The following is a 17,548-nucleotide window of genomic DNA, read 5'->3' as shown; positions in this document are numbered from 1 at the left end:
AGTTTGTCATTTAAATTGTCCAAAACAAAAACATTTCTAGAACTTCTGAACATGGTATCACCTCCAATAAGTTTTGGGTACAATATAATAATACTACAAAAGTAAATCAACACCAAGTGTGGGGGTGGTGCCCTTTTTCGAAATAGCTTATAATCAATATTCTGTAAATTGAATTTACACTCATTACTAATTAGTAAGATAATATAAGGGGGAAATTTTATGGAAGAGAAAAAATTAATTATTCCTGATTCTCATAAAATACCTGAAATAAAAAAAATAAATGATGAAGAATTAAAGAAAAAGCGAGAAGAGGCAAGAAAAAAAGCGATTGAAAGAGTAAGGAAACAAAAAAAATTAAAGAGGCAAGTTATAGTGGAGAGTTTAACTTCATCTTCAGAAGAATTATTGGCAGCAGTTGAGGAATTAAGTTCAAGTGTTGAAGAACTTTCTAAATCAATGATGCAAATTACGTCAGGAACAGAACAAATATCGAATTCAATACATGAAATAAGGGCCGCAATATATCAAATAAATAAAAATTCTGAGGGAATTAGAAAATCAGCAAATGAAATATTATATGAATCGGATAAATCACAAGTTCAAATTTTACAAACAATTAATAGCGTTGAAGGTCTTATAAGTTCTATTAAAAGAACAATAGAATTTAATAAAGAAACTAATAATAATATAATCGGATTAAAAGAAAAGTCGGAAAAAATAATTGAAATAATAAATTCTGTTGTGTTAATAGCAGACCAGACAAATCTTTTATCTTTAAATGCAGCAATTGAAGCAGCAAGAGCAGAAGAATATGGGGTTGGATTTGCTGTTGTTGCAGAAGAAGTTAGAAACCTTGCAGAAGTATCCGAAGTTCATGCAAAGAATATAAGTACTTATGTAATCGAATTAAAGAAAAATATGGATTTTATAATGAAAAGTGTTGAAGATTTAAATCATTTTTTTGAAATTCAGGGTAATCTTGGAAAAGAAATAAGTGAATATTTTAATACATTAAAATCAAAGTTTGAAGAAATAAAAAACAATATACAGGATGAAATAAAAATAATAAATTCCTTTACAGATTTATCAGAAAAGTATTTGATTTCAGCAGAAAATGTGGTAAGTCTTTCAGAGCAAATATCGAAAGAATCTGAAGAAATATCCATATCTTTGCAGGAGGAAGAGAGGATTTTTATGGATATTTCTCATGCAGCGCAAAACTTAGTTGATATTTCAGAAAGAATATTAAATTCAACAGAAGATAAAAATTCTTTAGAATTATTATCAACGTCTGTTGATGAATTATTTGAAATTATTGAAGAAACATATAATGGTTCGGAAAATATTAAACAACATCTTTCGCAGCTGGAAAAAATTTCTTCAGTATTTTCTGAAGAAATGGATAATATGAACAATCTTGTAAATAATTTTGTTGAGTTTTCTCATAAATTACAATCTATGAATAAAAAAGATGAGGAATTTTTAAAAGAAACGGTTGAAAAAGTGGTTAAAAATCAAAAAAAAGTGAATACATTAGTTGAAAATATAAATATAACAAATACAAAGTTTTCTAAAGTTTATAAAAACATAAAAAGAATATCTTCGAATTTCAGACAAATAGATAAAACAATTTTAAAAATGGAGAAAATGTCCCTTCAAATTAATATGTTGGCAGTTAATGGTTTTATTGAAGCAGCAAGAGCAGGTGAGTATGGTAAAGGTTTTAATGTAGTATCAAATGATATAAGAAATTTATCAATTAATTCAGAAGAAAATCTTGAAACAATTAAAGATGTATTGGATGAAATAAATGAACATTTAAACAAATCAGAAGAAAATACGTATGAAAATCAAAAAAGAGCATATTCCGAATCTTTAGAAGCGACTTCTACAGTATTTACTTTAAAGGAAATGGAAAGATCTTTAAATGAATTGTTGGAAAAATATAATATTATTTCACATTCAATATCTGAAATTGTTATTGCAATTGAACAATCGAGGAGAGCTGTTGAACAGGCACAAAGTGCTGTTGAAGAGTCCTTTGCTTCAATTGAAGAAGCTTCAAAAGCATCAATAGAACACGAAAAAGGAATAAATGAAATGCTTAAAGTTGTTAAAGAAATTATGGATCAATCGGACGATTTGCAATTTTAATGGGGTGTTTTTATGAATTATTTGATTTTTGAGTTGAACAAACAAAATTATTGCATTCCAATGTTAAAAATTATAGAGATTATAAGAATTAAAAAGATAACAAGAATTCCACTTTTTCCTGAATATATCCAAGGATTAATAAATTTGCGTGGAGAAATTATTCCCGTAGTAAATTTAAAAGTTCGTTTAGGATATAAAGAAGATCTAAATAGATTTTCTAAAATTATAATTATAAAGGAAAATAAACCATTTGGAATAATAGTTGATAGAACAAAAGGTATATTGAACAGTGTTGAAAGCGAAATAGAATCAAAGTCTAAATATGTGGAATCAATATTAAAAAAGGAAAATAAAGATTATATATTATTGAATACGAAACATTTAATAGAAATAAAAAGAACAAAATTAAATAAATTAAAATTAACTAAAACTTCAAAGATGAAGAGAAAAAAAATACAATTAAAAAAAATAATGGTATTTGAATTAAATCATGAAAAATATGGACTGATGATTGACAATATTCAAGAGATTGTAAGGTATAAAGCTCCGGATAAAATTTCTAAAATTCCTGAATATATTAAAGGGATAATTACAGTGCGTGATGAAGTGATTCCTATTGTGGATTTAAATTACCGTTTGTATAATAAGATAACTTTGATTAACGAAAATACAAAATTAATTATTATAAATGTTAAAGGTATAAAAGCCGGACTAATAGTAGATAACACATATTTCTTTGTTGATGTATCAGAAATAAAAAAACTTCCGCATATAATAAAAAATAAGAAAAACTTTAAAGGTTTTTTAAAATATAAAAATGAATCGATTATGGTTTTAGAACCTGAATTTATTATAAATGAAAGTATAAAAGCATTGAATAAAAAAAGCGAGAAAAAAAATATAAATGAGGATATAAAAAAAGAAAAGTATATTTTATTCAGATTGGACAATGAAAAATATGCCATAAAAATGAAGTCTATAATAGAAATTAATAAAATAAACAATATAACCAAAATACCTAAATCACCTGATTATGTAAAAGGATTAATAAATTTGCGCGGTGAGGCTATACCAATTATAGATCTAAAAAAAAGATTTAATTCAACAAAACATGTAAATATTACCAAATTTTCAAGAGTAATGGTGGTTTCAGTTGAAGGTAAAAAATTAGCTTTTCTTGCAGATTCTGCTAATGAAATAGTTCATATGAATTTTATAAAAATTAAGTCCGATAATCAATTTGTTATGGGAACTGGAGATTATGATGGAGATACAATACTTGTACTGGATTTAAAAAAAATTATTCAAAAAAATGATCTGGTATTACTAAACAAAAGTAAAGAATCTATTTTAACAGCAACTATAAATAAAAGAATAAGAGAAAATGATACCATTAGCAAGAAAAAATTCAATTAAAAAGAATCGAGGTGATTTTTATTCACATAAAAATATTGGTTGCAGATGATTCACCTTTGACAAGAAAAATTTTAAAAACATTAATAGAGTCTGATAATAGATTTAAAGTAATTGGAATGGCTCGTGATGGAATTGAAGCTATTAAAAAAACAAATGAATTAAATCCAGATGTAATATTAATGGATATAAAAATGCCATCAATGGATGGATTAACGGCTTTACAATATATTTTAGAAAAAAATATACCTGTTATAGTAATATCTTCATTAGGAGAAAAACATTCTGTTATAGCTTATGAAGCTTTAGAATTAGGAGCTTTTGATTATATACCAAAAATTAGTGATTTGTATTATTTAAAGGATAAATTATTAAAGAGATTATATGCGGCATATTTATTTTCGATTTCAGAGAATGCTAAAAAAAAATTTTTTGAAGAAAAATCTAAAAAAAGTTATAAATCAGAAGAAAATAAAGTAAAAACATCTATTTCTAATACTGATTATTTTGCAGTAGCAATTGGAATATCAACAGGGGGTCCAAGAACTATTTACGATGTGTTGCCTAAATTACCAGCTAATTTAAATGCGGCAATATTTTTGGTTCAACATATACCTTCTCAATTTACCAAAACATATACAGAACGGTTAGATGCAAATTGTGAACTAAAAGTAGTAGAGGCAGAAGAAAATATGGAGATTAAACCGGGATATGTTTATGTAGGACGTGGAGGGTATCATCTAAAATTAAGAAATGGATTAGAAAGTATAAATATTTTTTTATCAAAAACACCTAAACATTTGTTTATACCATCAGTAGATGTTATGATGAATTCTGTTTTAGAGATATACGGTAAAAAAACAATTGGCATTTTAATGACCGGAATGGGAGATGACGGTGCAAATGCTATGGTTAAAATAAAAGAAGCGGGTGGATATACTATTGCAGAATCAAAAGAAACTGCTGTAGTTTTTGGAATGCCTGCTGAAGCAATCAAACGCAAGGGAGTAAATAAAATTTTGCCTTCATATAATATTGCAGAAGAAATAATAAAAAAGGTTGGCCTGCAAAATGGAAACAGATAAGAAATATACAGTAAAAAAACTTAAAAAAAGTCTTGAAGATGCATATAAAAAACTCGAATATTCATATAAAGAATTAGAAGAAATAAATAATAGATTTATTAAAGTAGTAGATTTGATTTCTAATATTTCTTTAGAGATTTCTATAGAGAAATATTTTGATAAAATGCTATCAATCTTTGTAGAATTATTGCCAGATATAAAATTCGGATGTGTTTTAAAAAGTGAAAATGAAATTTTTAGATTTATCTCCGTTCTTGGACACAGTAAAAAGCTTTATTATAATATTGTAATTTTAAATGAAGAATTTGATGAAATAAAAATAGTCGATAATTTCTATAGGAAACATTTAAAAAATTTTGATATTGTTAAAGATAAAATAATAGATGTAAAAGATAGCCTCATTATTCCTATGAAAACATTTGCCTTACATGGATATATTATTTTAGATTTATTAAAAAAAGAATTAAAGCCATATGAATTTGAATTAATAAGAGTAATAAGCAATATAGCCACAACATTTTTAATGTCACGGGAGTTATATAACAAACAAAAAAACTTTCTTAAAAATACGGCTTTTGCGTTTTTAAAAGCAGTGGATTATTATGATCCATATACTAAAGGTCATTCTGAAAGGGTATCATATTATGCAACATCGCTTGTAAAAGTTATTGGTAGAGAAGATTTATTAAATGATATTTTTTTAGCAAGTGTTTTGCATGACATTGGAAAATTATCAATACCACAAGTGATTTTATTAAAAAATGATCGCTTAACAGAAGAGGAATTAAATAAAATAAAAGAGCATCCGGTAAAAGGGGAAGAATTAGTAAGTTCATTTGAAGGATTTGAAAAAATTGGAAAAATAATCAGACACCATCATGAAAGATATGATGGTACAGGTTATCCAGATGGGTTAATAGGAGAGAAAATTCCAATGGAATCGAGGATTATAACTATAGTTGATGCATTTGATGCTATGACTACTAAGAGGCCATATAGAAAAGCTTTAACAGTTAATGAAGCGATAAAGGAATTGAAAAAAAATCGAGGATTACAGTTTGATCCATTTTTAGCAGGAGAGTTTATTAAATTTTTAAAAATAAACAAATTTTTTAATAATGATTGAAGGAGGTAATAAAATGGGGAGAATACTTGTAGTTGATGATGATAAGGTTATAAGAGACGTATTAAAAAAGGTGTTAGAAAGTGCTAAATATGAAGTTGATCTAGCTGATGGTGGAAAAAAAGCGATAGAGTTAATTAAAAATACAGAATATGATGTTGTATTATTGGATATTATAATGGAAGATATGGATGGAATAGAAGTTTTAAGAAAAGCTAAAAAAATTTCTCCATTAACAACTGTTATAATGATGACAGCATATTCAAGTCCTGATTATGTTCTTCACGCTTTAACCCTTGGAGCTACTGATTTTATTGAAAAACCGTTTGAACCAGACCATATGATTAATTTAGTAAAAGAGAATGTTGAAAGGGTGAAAAGGTGGAAGACCTCATTAGGACTACTATGAGGTGAAAAAAATGGGTTTTATTTCCAATTTAACCTACAAAGAGTTTGATGAGTATATAAAGGATATATTTGACAGAATAATCAACAAAATAAATGTTGATTCTGGATCGCTTATTATCCTTAATGGAGAGGAAAGAGTTATATTTAAGATAGAAAAAAATTTGAAAGTAAATATTGATAAAATATCTATAGGAAATATAGATAAATTAGTATTAAAGAAAAAAGAACCTATGATTATAAATGATGAAAATTTATCAAAATTAAATATAACTGGAAAGAAGAAGCATATAGTTTCAGCAATTGTTTTTCCACTTTTTTTTAAGGAAAGATTAATAGGAATAATAAATTTAAATAGGGAAAAAAATAATTTCGAAAAAAAAGATTTAAAATATCTTTTAAAGGAACGAAAATATCTTTTACCTTCAATATATAATATAATATTATTAGAAGAAATTCATGAAGAAAAAGAAAGGTTCAATAAATATGTAAATGTAATGGAATTAATAGTTGAATCTTATTCTGAAACAAAAACAATTGAAGACTTTATGGATACAATTATAAAAAAAATGAAAGAGAAGTTTAGAGTAACTTTAAAATTTATTGAGTATAATGAACCAATAAAAAATGGTTTGATAAAAATAGGAGATAAATTTTTTGAAATTAAACACGATTATGAATATGATAGCGATATAATAGAAAAAATAAAAAAATTTTTTGAAAAAGTATTATTAATAAAACATGCTGAAGAATTAAATAAAATACTTGAAAATTATTCAGATCTTGCAAAAGAAACGCTATTAATGAATTTTGTTTCATGGGATTTGATTCAAGAAATTAATAGTGCATTAACCTCTTTAAATTTGATAACTTTCTTTTTTGAAAAAAATTATCCAGATATGGTAGCAGAAATAAAAAAGTCTATTAATAGAATACGAGATGCTATAATACAGTATAAAAATAGGTTTTATACTGAAGAAAATATAGAAATAGTAAATTTGAAAAATGTATTAGTAGAAATTGGGAAAAAATTGATGTTTTTAAATCCAAATATAAAGTTTAATATACGTTCATATACTGATGATGCGCATATATATGGTTCAAAAAATATCTTATTAAATGCAATATTAAATATACAGATCTCTATTTTAAAATATGTTGAGTTGGATAGAAATATAATATTTTATGTAGATTTAACTAAAAATGATATATTATATATACTAAAGATCAGTTGTAATACAATTACATGTAAAATTTCCTCTGAATTTGAGAAAAACATAAATATTTCAAAAAATATGCTTAGTAATTATCATATTAATTTAAAATATTATTGTGAGAATAATAAAAAAATTATATTTATAATAGAAATACCAGCCAAATCCGAATAAAAACGGGGGGATTGAAATATTTAATTTAGAAGTTATCAAAAGAGCCATAAATATATATTCAAGAACATTGTTTCAAAATAAAAATATATTTGTGGGATTGGCTATAAAGCTCGAAAAAAACAATTTTTTAAATATATTTACTTTTGATAATTTAAATAAAGAATATTTAAAATATTCTGAGGATGTTGCATTTAAAATACCAGAAAAAATGTATGACGTTTTTGAAGAAAAGAAAGAATCTAATTTTAAAATTTCATATTCCAATGAAATATCTTTTTTAATCAATAATAAATTTGATAATTTTGTTATAAAAACAATCCTATTACCAGAAAAGGAAAAGAATTATGGTTTTTTTTACTTAATTTCAGAAGAGTTGCTGTTGTTTAAAAAAAATAAGGAAGTTTTTTCGCGTTTTTTATCAATATTTGAAAAAAATATAGATGCAATATATTTTAATAAATATTATAAATATTCAATAAAGGCTTTTGTAAAAAATTATTTGAATTTATTGCAAAATCATTCTGAAGTTTTGTATGAACATTCTTTAAGAGTTGCAGATTTAACAGGGATTATAGGAACTTTATTGGGAATGGATGAGGAAAGTCTATATAAATTGCAAATAGCTTCCTTTATTCATGACCTGGGATATATGTGGTTTTCTGAAAAAGCTCTTGCTGAAATGTTAGAATATGTAGATGAAAGGGAGAAAGACCCATTAATTAGTATTCATTTACAAAGGCTTGAAGAAATGTTTTTTGGGAATGTATTGATGAACCCATATGTTAAATTAGCGTTGAATCATCATGAAAATATGTTAGGAACAGGATATTTTAAAAAGAAAAATTTAGATGTGGAGGATAATATACTAATAGTAGCCAATTATATAGATGAAAAAATAGTGTTATCTGGAAATCAAGAAATAGGTAATATTATAAAGGTGTTGGAAAAATCCGCAGGTAAATTATATGATATTAATGTTGTAAACGCAGGAATAGAAGCTCTTAAAATATATTATACAGAATTTGGCAGCGATAGTTTTTTTAATCTTACACTTCAATCAAAAACAATTAATCTGAGATATGAAGGATTAGGTGAAGAATTAATCGAATTAACAGGAATAATAGAAAAAGTTATAGGAGATACTCTTTATGTAAATACAAGAACAATAGAAAATATTAATATAGGTTCAGTTTTAAAAGTAAAAATAACAACAAAGGATTTTCCATTAATAGCAAAAGCTCAGGTTATATTAAAAAATCCGTATGGATATGTAATTAAAATAATAGAAAAAAGGGAAACTAAAAAATCAAAATTAAAGGTATTCTGGACTTTCAACTTGCTATTAGGACATAAAAATGAAGTTACGCCAATTTTACGGGAAAAATTAACGCCTGTTATGTGGAATGTTTTGAAATCAAAAATGAAATCTGCAAGATGTAAGGTTTTCGCTGCAGAAGGAATAATTTTTACAATAAATCAGGAAGACGATATTTTTAAACAAGGTGATGTTATAATGATATATATTGAAGAATTCGGAGAAAAGTTATTCATACCTGCAACTTTAATATCAAAGAAAAAGATGTTATATTATAATGAATATGAGGCGAAATTTTTCGAATTACCAGAAAGATTACAATCGGCGATATATAGAATAATTTTCAGAAGGCAATCATCCATTAGAACCATAGGTGGAATTTCAGAATTATAATAAAATCCCCCATTGGGGGATTTTATTTTTATCCTTTTACTGCACCAGCAGTTAAACCGGCAACGATTTTCTTCTGGAAAATCAATACCAATATTACCAGTGGTAAGGTAACAATAACTGCAGCGGCCATTAATTGACCCCATGGAAGTTCATAAAATGTTTTTCCTGAAAACATAGCAATTGCAACTGGAACAGTATATTTTTCTGGCAATTGCATAAAAGTTAATGCAAATAAAAATTCATTCCATGCAGCTATGAATGTTAAAAGTCCTGTTGTAACAAGACCTGGTGCAGATAGTGGAATTATGATTCTCCACAAAGTCATAAATTTTGAGCACCCATCAATTGCAGCAGACTCTTCAATTGAAATAGGAATTTCTTTAAAGAAATTATGTAATATCCATGTTGTTAATGGCAGGTTTAAGGCAATATATGGTAAAATCAGTCCAGGATATGTATTTATTAATTTCATGCTTCTTAATATTTGGAATAATGCTCCCAATATTGAAACTTGAGGAAACATACTTACAGCAAGTATCATAGACATTATAGCCACTTTTCCTGGTATTTTTAATCTTGCTACAGCATATCCAGCAAATGCACCAAATATTAAAGAAAGAATTGTTGTAGCTCCTGCAACTATTACAGAGTTTAATATATTCTGGTAAAAAGGTCTTTCAGTAAATACCAATATATAATTTTTAAAAGTAGGATTCTTTGGGAATAATTTAATGCTTCTGGAGAATAATTCGGAATTTGGTGTAATGGATGATGAAATAGCATAATAAAATGGGAAAATATAAAAAATAAGCATAATGATTACTAAAATATATAAAATAAAAGCACTTATCCTTTTTTTGGTCTTATAAGATTTTATCATATACAAGTCCTCCTTTAGATCAATCCAGGGATTAATCAAAGCGTAAATTTAATGATTTAATATAAACTATAGCAAAAATGCTTATTAATAAAAATATTACAACAGATATCGATGAACCATACCCGAACCATGCACCAGTAAATGCTCTATCCATTAAAATATGTCTGTTATAGACTGCAAGAGTTTCAACGGCTTTGTTCATAATATAGAAAATATCAAAAACTCTTAAAGCATCTAATGTTCTGAAAATAAGGGCTACGGCGATTGTAGGTTTTAATATTGGTAAAGTTATTTTGGTAAATTGCTTCCATCCTGAAGCACCATCTATTCTTGCTGCTTCATATAATTCGGATGGAATTGTCTGTAAGCCAGCTAACAATAATAAAGCCATAAATGGTGCTGTCTTCCATACATCAACAGCTAAAATAGCAAACATAGAAGACCATTTATCGCTTAAAATTGGAGTTCCAGGAGCTAAAAAACCTAATTTATATAATATTTGTGATATAATGCCATATTGATCATTATACATCCATTTCCACATTTGTGAAGATACTGAGGTTGGAACAGCCCAGGGTATTAATATAGCAGCCCTTACCAATCCTCTTAAAGCAAAATCGGCATTTAAAATTAAAGCTGTTATCAATCCAAGAAGAAACTCCAATGAAACAGAAATTGCCGTAAATATTAAAGTATTTATTAAACTCGTCATAAACCTTGTATCATTTAGCAATTTAATATAATTATCAAATCCTATAAATCTTTTTGGAATACCTGGTCTTAAGCCAAAAGAAAAGAAACTATCCCAGAAAGTTTTTAATAAGGGGAAAAAAGCTGTAATGAAAATAGCCATCATTGCTGGAGTAATTAACCAGAATCCCAACCATAGTTCTTTCTTTTTATATCGTACTTTAATTTTTGCACTCAAGTATATCCCTCCTATTAAAACCACATTAAAATTTTAACCGGAGGATTTTCCCCCGGTTAAAAAATCAAAAGTTATTGTCCAATTATCATTTTTAATTCAGATTCTAAATCGTTTAAAGCTTTTTCTACGCTCTTTTTTCCAAGTAAGAAATCATGTATATGTCTCTGGATTGCATCTGAAACTTCAGTGTATACAGGAGTAATAGGTCTTGGTTCTGCATTGATGAAGACATTGTATAATTCAACCATAAATGGAGCAGCTTCTTTTAATTTTGGATCAGAATAAACAGCTTTTCTTGTAGGATTTTGGCCGGCATTTATTGCTTTATATAATTGCTGATCATAAGATGTTAAGAATTTAATGAATTTTTTAGCTGCTTCCTGTTCTGCTGGAGATGAATATGCGTTAATTGCAAGCATCCATCCACCTAATGTTGCAGAATGTCTTCCTCCTTCTATATCTCCTTTTGGTAATGGAGCAACTCCTATTTTACCAGCGATTTTTGATTGTTTAGGATCGTTTGCCAATGACCATACGTATGGCCAGTTTCTTAAAAATACAGATTCGCCATTCTGGAAAGGCCTTCTTGTTTCTTCTTCCATATATGTTAAAACTCCTTTTGGAGCAACGCCGTCATCAATAAAGCTCTTTAACATGGTTAAAGCTTTTACCAATCTTTCATGATTATCTTTATCGCCAATAATTACCTTTCCATTTGCATCTAAAAAATCAGCGCCATAAGAGTGTACAAATTCTGCAACATCACAAACCAAACCTTCATATCTGTTTAACTGGAATAACATACCATTTATGTTCTCTTTTGAAGCAATGTCAGCAGCAACTGTTTTTAATTCTTCCCATGTTTGTGGAACATCATAACCGTACTTTTTCAATAAATCTTTTCTGTAATATAATAATCCTGCATCTGTAAACCATGGGATTGCAACTATTTTCCCTTGAACAGTACCTGATTTAACTGTTCCTGGTAAAAATTTATCTAATTCAAAGTAATCATAATCCTTTGTTAAATCTAAAACAAATGGTGCAAATTCTGCTGGCCATATAACATCAATCATTAAAATATCAGGATCTGATGTCATAGCACCAAGATATGTAACGTATAAATCATGTCTTGCTGTAGAACTATTTGGCATAGGTAATAGTTGAACTTCTATGTCCGGGTAAATTTTGTTAAATGCTTTAATTTGGTTCATTAATACCTCTAACTCTTTACCCACTGCACCAGCTGCCATGGTGATTTTTACACTCATACCAATAACTGTCATTAAAATAACAAGAGATAATACCAGAATTTTTTTCATGCTCACACCCTCCCTTTCTTTACGCAACCGTTTTCATTAATTAAAATAAACAAATTCATTTCAATTATAACAGTTTTTTTAAAAAAATTGAAATCCACATGTGGAAAGTATATGAATGAAAAACAAATTAAATCAAAGAAAAAGCAAAATAATTAATATTAATAATATTTAATTATCAAAAATCACCAATTACACTAAATTCTATTTTATCTTTAAATGTATCTTCTGTACTATCATAATATTTTGTATATAACATGAATAAACCATTTGATATAGGATAACCTATCGACATTTCTGCTGTTGTATTCTCTCCCAATAAATCATTTAATTCTTCTAAGTTTTTCATAGGTTTATAATATTTTCCAACAATTATCAAAGGCAATTGTTCTGAAGGTATTTTGGCATATAAAGAACCATTTAATTCAGGATTTAATATTTCAAATTTTGTAGATAAGTCATAATTTAATCTTGCAGAAGCTTTTAATAGTGAGCCAAGATTTAGCTGTAATTCTCCAATTCCACCTAATCTCGTATCAGAATAGGATAATAATTCATTATATTTTGTATTATCTTCAAGATAATTTTCATAGTTTTCATTTACAAAACCAAGTTTATAATATGGCATTTGTAATACAACTGGCAAGGCTTTTAATGTGATAAATCCAAGATTTAATATTCCACCAGCACCAGCACCATATCCTTCAACCGTTGTTGAATCAAATGTTGATTTTATATAGCCAACTTCACCACCAAATTTTAGGATTCCACCACCTAAATATGCCGAAACACTACCTAATAAATCATCTCTTAATGGTTCTACTTCGTTTTTTGACATAGTTTTTCCGGCAAAAGTTTCTATATTTATAAAACCTAATTTTGTTTTTAATATACCGTAGTATAAATAACCACTCTGGCTATATTCAAATGGCATAATTGAATCAAGTGAATATGGAATATGAATAATAGCTTCTGAAGTTTGGGTAATTAATCCAAGATCAAGAGAATTTTGATAATTATTTGTATAATTGTACATTAGCATTCCCAATCCAACGGTTTTAGGAAATGAAAATCCATATTTAAAATACAAAGGTCCCATTCTTAATTTTAATAGATTAATAGTTAAACCACTTAATACATCCGTTTTTTCTTCTGTTCCGGGTTTTCCATAATATAGGTTTCCGCCTATTTCTGTTTGATATGCATTTAATCCAAGACCTATGCCGAAATTTTGTGTTTCAAAAACGCCTGTAATAGAGTAAGTCAAATAATCCTGATTATTTACAGTTACAGTGTTGAAATAAGGTCTTACATAAAATGAAGCGAAAGTTGAAATAACTAATAGCAGCACAATAGTAAATACAAATACTTTTTTCATATTAATCCCTCCTCTATGGATTTTAAATTTTGAGCAGCATTTTCTGGTGAAACAGGATTTATAAAGAAACCGGAACCCCATTCAAAACCGGCTGCATTGGTTAATCTCGGTATAATTTCTAAATGCCAGTGATAATAAGAATTATTAATATTTTCAAATGGTGATGTGTGTATCATATAATTATAAGGTATATTTCCCAATAGAATATTTAATCTTAATAATGTATTTTTAAGTATTTCAGCAAAATTTTTGACTTCAGAAACAACAAGATTTCCAAAATTTGAGTTGTGTTTTTTTTGTATTATCCATGTTTCATATGGAAAACGTGGTGCAAAAGGTTCAAAAGAAATAAAATCATCGTTTTCTTCTATAATCCTTATATTTTCTTCTTTTTCCTGTTGAATAATTGAACAAAATATACAGTTGTTTTTTATGTTAAAATAATTTTTAGCACCTTTTATTTCTTCTTCTATGAAAATAGGAATTATTGGTGTTGCGATTAATTGAGAATGAGGATGTTGTAATGAAGCACCTGCAGTAGTTCCATAATTTTTAAATATCTGGACATACTTTATCTTCTTATCTTTTTTTATTGAATTAAATCTTTTCAAATAAGCCCATATTATTTCTTCAACCTCATAATATTCCATATATGCTATAGTGGTGTTGTGAATAGGTGTTTCTATTATAACTTCATGATATCCATAGCCTTCTACAGAATAATATAATCCATTTTTTTTTAAAACAGGTATTTTTTCTTGTGTTACAGCTGGGAATTTATTAGGCACAACGCGCAACCACCAATTTTCATCATTTGGTTTTGAATTTTTTTGCTTGAATGCCAGTATTTCCGGTGGAGTTAAAGATTCTTTTCCTTTATCAAATGGACAGAAATTAGACTGAGTTTCTTTTATAAATGACTTATCTATGGGTCGATTGGATCTTTCTTCTGATATGATAACCCATCTGTTTATTATAGGATCTTTTCTATATTCAGGCATAATAGCCTCCTAATATCTTTTTTTAGCTAATGCTCTATTATATAAACGTAAATATTCATCTGCCGATTTTTCCCATGAAAAATTCTCATTCATGGTATTGAATATGAGTTTATTCCAGCATTCCTTGTTTCTTTTATATGTATGAATGGCTTTCAATATTTTTACAAGCAAATCGGATGATGAATAATCATAAAAACCAAATCCTGTACCTGAAAGTCTTTCGCATGAGAATTCTTTTACTGTATCTGCTAATCCACCAGTATATCTTACTATTGGAATTGTCCCATATCTCATTGCATACATCTGACCCAATCCGCAGGGTTCATATTTGGAAGGCATAATAAACATATCGCTTCCAGCATATATTAATTGAGCTAATTCTTTATCGAATTTTAAATTAATTGATAAATTTTCACTATATTTATTTTGAAAACTGTTTAGTAAATCCTCATAACGTTTTTCCCCTGTTCCAAGAATAATTATCTGTATATTAAACAGCGTCAGATAATCTAAAATTTCTGTTATTAAATCTATACCTTTTTGCTCAACAACTCGACCTATAAAACTTACTACAGGTATATCCTCATCTATGGGAAGATTTAATTTGTTCTGAAGATATGTTTTGTTTTTCACTTTATTTTTTAAATTGTTTTTACTATAATTATAAGGTATTAAAGGATCTGTTTCTGGATTGAAGAGGTTATAGTCAATGCCATTTAAAATTCCATATAAATCATCATTTCTTACCTTTAAAACACCATCTAATTTGTATCCATATTCTTCAGTTTGAATCTCTTCAGCATATGTTTTGCTCACAGTATTTATTATATCGCTGAAAAGAATTCCACCTTTTAAAAAATTAATCTGTCCAAAAAATTCTAGAGCGTCTATATTATAAAGATAACCAGGTAGTCCGGCAATACTCAATATTTCTGGAGAAAAAATTCCCTGATATCCCAGATTGTGTATTGTTAATATAGTAGAAATTTTTGAGAGTATATTATCATCTCTGTAATTGTTTTTTAGATATACAGGAATTAAAGCAGTTTGCCAATCATTAATATGTAAAATATCAGTATCAGGTAGATAATTTTTTATAAAAGCAAGAACACTATCTGAAAAATATGAAGTTTGATGATCTTTATTGGGATATTCATAAATTTCTTCTGTGGAAAAAAGATTGTTATTTTTTATGAAATATATTGGAACATCAGTTTCTGGAAGATATGATTTATAAACAGAAAATGGATACTTAAAAGAATGACTGATAGGGTATAATTCTCCCGCTATCTTTTCGAGGGTTAAATTGTATTTTTTTATATTCTTTTCAACTATTTTATGAAAAGGCATGATTACATTTATTTTATCGACTTTATTTTTCAAAAACTTTGGCAATGTTCCAACGACATCGGCTAATCCACCAACCTTTGCAAATGGATCAACCTCATATGATACCAGCGAAACATTCATCCATATCACCACCTTTATTAAAAAATCTATTTGAAAATTATTTCTTCATTTTATATGGTGTGTCATGGGTGAAGATAATATAATCAGATTCTTCAGCCCATTTTTTTACAATTTCTGCTACCTTATCTGTTCTCAAATTTCTCATAATATCATAAAAATCTATTTTTGTCATACATATATCACCCGGTAAAAATAAATTTCCCATATTTTCTGTTTTTATAAAAAGAGAAACATGTTCTTTTGAGTGATATGGGGTATAAATTATTTTTATTGTTTCAAATAGAGTTTCATTTCCTTTAAATGTTTCAACCCTACCATTCCATGAATCGATCATTTGCTGATATGCCTGACCGATTAAAGGACCGAATTTTTTATAATCTTTTCCTTTATAATTTTCATGAATTCTTATTGTAGCTTTTGGAAAGAAAATTGAATTGTATGCATGGTCAAGATGAACATGAGTTAATACTATATCGGTTATTTCTTCTGGTGAGATATTTAAGTTATTTTCAATATCTTGAATTGTATGAATATGACCTGGATCTATTAAAACCTTTCTTTTATCGTCTTCTAGTAAAAATACAGATGAAAATGTGCCATGAACTCTTCCTGTTATTGTTAATAACCCACCGTCTAAAATGATTTTAAAATTCATCTATTTCCCTCCTTAAGCTTCTTCGTAAATTCCATCATATTCGATATTGTTTTTATCCAGTATAGTAGATACTGTATTAACATCTTTTAAGGATAATTTTATGGATAACATTCGTCTTTGACTATTTATTTTGCATGTTGTCATGGATAAAATATTTAAATTATTATTGCTGAATACTTCAACAATCTTCTGCAATTCACCTGGTTTGTCATCTAGGGTAAGTATGACTTTTGTACCGATTTCATTAAGGGCTGTAATATTTACCATAGCTCTGATGAGTTCTTGAAATCCAAACAAACCAACAGGTTTCATATCATAATCTACAACAGGCAATACTTTATAATTCGTTTCAAGCATTGTTAGTAATACATCTTCAACTAAATCATCTTCATACAGGAAGTCTTCTATTGGGTCAAATATATCAATAAGAAAATCATCGCTGTTATACTCCTGTAAAATAGCCATATCACCACGATAAATGGATGAAAGAAGGGTTCCATTTTTTCGAAGAATAAGTACAATTTCGTCATCTTTTTCAAAAAATTTTTTAATAGCATCATCTACTGTATTTGTACTTTGTAAAGTTTCAAATTTATTTTTCATCCACAATTTCACATACATAAATATCCTCCTTTATTCTT

The 17,548-nt window shown here is 27.4% G+C and carries 15 protein-coding genes; 7 read left to right on the top strand and 8 right to left on the bottom strand.

Features of this window, described 5'->3' with window-relative positions:
• Positions 1 to 219 precede the first annotated feature (219 nt).
• The 7 genes from XO12_RS09670 to XO12_RS09640 all read left to right on the top strand — a co-directional run bounded on the left by XO12_RS09670 (position 220) and on the right by XO12_RS09640 (position 9,276).
• Positions 220 to 2,154, top strand: a complete 1,935-nt coding sequence (locus XO12_RS09670) for a methyl-accepting chemotaxis protein (RefSeq protein ID WP_175420200.1) — start codon at positions 220 to 222, stop codon at positions 2,152 to 2,154.
• Between the two features lie 12 nt (positions 2,155 to 2,166).
• Positions 2,167 to 3,570, top strand: a complete 1,404-nt coding sequence (locus XO12_RS09665; RefSeq protein WP_175420199.1) for a chemotaxis protein CheW — start codon at positions 2,167 to 2,169, stop codon at positions 3,568 to 3,570.
• 11 nt (positions 3,571 to 3,581) lie between these two features.
• Positions 3,582 to 4,652, top strand: coding sequence for a chemotaxis-specific protein-glutamate methyltransferase CheB (gene cheB, locus XO12_RS09660; protein ID WP_217683681.1), 1,071 nt, complete (start codon positions 3,582 to 3,584; stop codon positions 4,650 to 4,652).
• Positions 4,639 to 5,778 carry an HD-GYP domain-containing protein gene (locus XO12_RS09655; protein ID WP_052913213.1) on the top strand — a complete coding sequence of 380 codons (1,140 nt, stop codon included), beginning with the start codon at positions 4,639 to 4,641 and terminating at the stop codon, positions 5,776 to 5,778. The genes cheB and XO12_RS09655 overlap by 14 nt, the downstream gene beginning before the upstream one ends.
• A 13-nt stretch (positions 5,779 to 5,791) precedes the next feature.
• Complete coding sequence (locus XO12_RS09650) at positions 5,792 to 6,184, top strand: response regulator (RefSeq protein ID WP_052913214.1); 393 nt, start codon at positions 5,792 to 5,794, stop codon at positions 6,182 to 6,184.
• A 10-nt stretch (positions 6,185 to 6,194) separates the two neighbouring features.
• Positions 6,195 to 7,568 carry a GAF domain-containing protein gene (locus XO12_RS09645; protein WP_175420198.1) on the top strand — a complete coding sequence of 458 codons (1,374 nt, stop codon included), beginning with the start codon at positions 6,195 to 6,197 and terminating at the stop codon, positions 7,566 to 7,568.
• A 67-nt stretch (positions 7,569 to 7,635) separates the two neighbouring features.
• On the top strand, positions 7,636 to 9,276 hold the full coding sequence (locus tag XO12_RS09640) for an HD-GYP domain-containing protein (RefSeq protein ID WP_175420197.1): 1,641 nt from the start codon (positions 7,636 to 7,638) through the stop codon (positions 9,274 to 9,276).
• Between the two features lie 28 nt (positions 9,277 to 9,304).
• Here the strand turns inward: XO12_RS09640 and XO12_RS09635 are convergent, their stop codons facing one another.
• The 8 genes from XO12_RS09635 to XO12_RS09600 form a co-directional block, all read right to left on the bottom strand.
• A complete protein-coding gene (locus XO12_RS09635; protein ID WP_047267302.1) occupies positions 9,305 to 10,156 on the bottom strand; it encodes a carbohydrate ABC transporter permease in 852 nt (283 codons plus the stop codon).
• Positions 10,157 to 10,187: 31 nt separating this feature from the next.
• Positions 10,188 to 11,012 carry a carbohydrate ABC transporter permease gene (locus tag XO12_RS09630; protein WP_047266019.1) on the bottom strand — a complete coding sequence of 275 codons (825 nt, stop codon included), beginning with the start codon at positions 11,010 to 11,012 and terminating at the stop codon, positions 10,188 to 10,190.
• Positions 11,013 to 11,155: 143 nt separating this feature from the next.
• Complete coding sequence (locus XO12_RS09625; protein WP_047265998.1) at positions 11,156 to 12,406, bottom strand: ABC transporter substrate-binding protein; 1,251 nt, start codon at positions 12,404 to 12,406, stop codon at positions 11,156 to 11,158.
• Between the two features lie 175 nt (positions 12,407 to 12,581).
• Positions 12,582 to 13,781, bottom strand: coding sequence for a hypothetical protein (locus tag XO12_RS09620; protein ID WP_175420196.1), 1,200 nt, complete (start codon positions 13,779 to 13,781; stop codon positions 12,582 to 12,584).
• Positions 13,778 to 14,782, bottom strand: a complete 1,005-nt coding sequence (gene galT / locus XO12_RS09615; RefSeq protein WP_047266000.1) for a galactose-1-phosphate uridylyltransferase — start codon at positions 14,780 to 14,782, stop codon at positions 13,778 to 13,780. The genes XO12_RS09620 and galT overlap by 4 nt, the downstream gene beginning before the upstream one ends.
• 9 nt (positions 14,783 to 14,791) lie before the next feature.
• A complete protein-coding gene (locus XO12_RS09610; protein ID WP_175420195.1) occupies positions 14,792 to 16,252 on the bottom strand; it encodes a glycogen synthase in 1,461 nt (486 codons plus the stop codon).
• A 37-nt stretch (positions 16,253 to 16,289) separates the two neighbouring features.
• A complete protein-coding gene (locus tag XO12_RS09605) occupies positions 16,290 to 16,907 on the bottom strand; it encodes an MBL fold metallo-hydrolase (RefSeq protein WP_047266002.1) in 618 nt (205 codons plus the stop codon).
• Positions 16,908 to 16,919: 12 nt separating this feature from the next.
• Complete coding sequence (locus XO12_RS09600; protein WP_047266003.1) at positions 16,920 to 17,528, bottom strand: CBS domain-containing protein; 609 nt, start codon at positions 17,526 to 17,528, stop codon at positions 16,920 to 16,922.
• Positions 17,529 to 17,548 lie beyond the last annotated feature (20 nt).

The organism is Marinitoga sp. 1154, from assembly GCF_013363285.1.
Taxonomy (GTDB): Bacteria; Thermotogota; Thermotogae; order Petrotogales; family Petrotogaceae; genus Marinitoga.
This window is presented reverse-complemented; position numbering and strand designations above follow the sequence as displayed.

Bases quoted from the DNA above. Each gene is read 5' to 3' on its own strand.
- XO12_RS09670 (WP_175420200.1), top strand. From the start codon at position 220: ATGGAAGAGAAAAAATTAATTATTCCTGATTCTCATAAAATACCTGAA.
- XO12_RS09665 (WP_175420199.1), top strand. From the start codon at position 2,167: ATGAATTATTTGATTTTTGAGTTGAACAAACAAAATTATTGCATTCCA.
- XO12_RS09655 (WP_052913213.1), top strand. From the start codon at position 4,639: ATGGAAACAGATAAGAAATATACAGTAAAAAAACTTAAAAAAAGTCTT.
- XO12_RS09650 (WP_052913214.1), top strand. From the start codon at position 5,792: ATGGGGAGAATACTTGTAGTTGATGATGATAAGGTTATAAGAGACGTA.
- XO12_RS09645 (WP_175420198.1), top strand. From the start codon at position 6,195: ATGGGTTTTATTTCCAATTTAACCTACAAAGAGTTTGATGAGTATATA.
- XO12_RS09635 (WP_047267302.1), bottom strand. From the start codon at position 10,156: ATGATAAAATCTTATAAGACCAAAAAAAGGATAAGTGCTTTTATTTTA.
- XO12_RS09630 (WP_047266019.1), bottom strand. From the start codon at position 11,012: ATGATGGCTATTTTCATTACAGCTTTTTTCCCCTTATTAAAAACTTTC.
- XO12_RS09625 (WP_047265998.1), bottom strand. From the start codon at position 12,406: ATGAAAAAAATTCTGGTATTATCTCTTGTTATTTTAATGACAGTTATT.
- XO12_RS09620 (WP_175420196.1), bottom strand. From the start codon at position 13,781: ATGAAAAAAGTATTTGTATTTACTATTGTGCTGCTATTAGTTATTTCA.
- galT (WP_047266000.1), bottom strand. From the start codon at position 14,782: ATGCCTGAATATAGAAAAGATCCTATAATAAACAGATGGGTTATCATA.
- XO12_RS09610 (WP_175420195.1), bottom strand. From the start codon at position 16,252: ATGAATGTTTCGCTGGTATCATATGAGGTTGATCCATTTGCAAAGGTT.
- XO12_RS09605 (WP_047266002.1), bottom strand. From the start codon at position 16,907: ATGAATTTTAAAATCATTTTAGACGGTGGGTTATTAACAATAACAGGA.
- XO12_RS09600 (WP_047266003.1), bottom strand. From the start codon at position 17,528: ATGTATGTGAAATTGTGGATGAAAAATAAATTTGAAACTTTACAAAGT.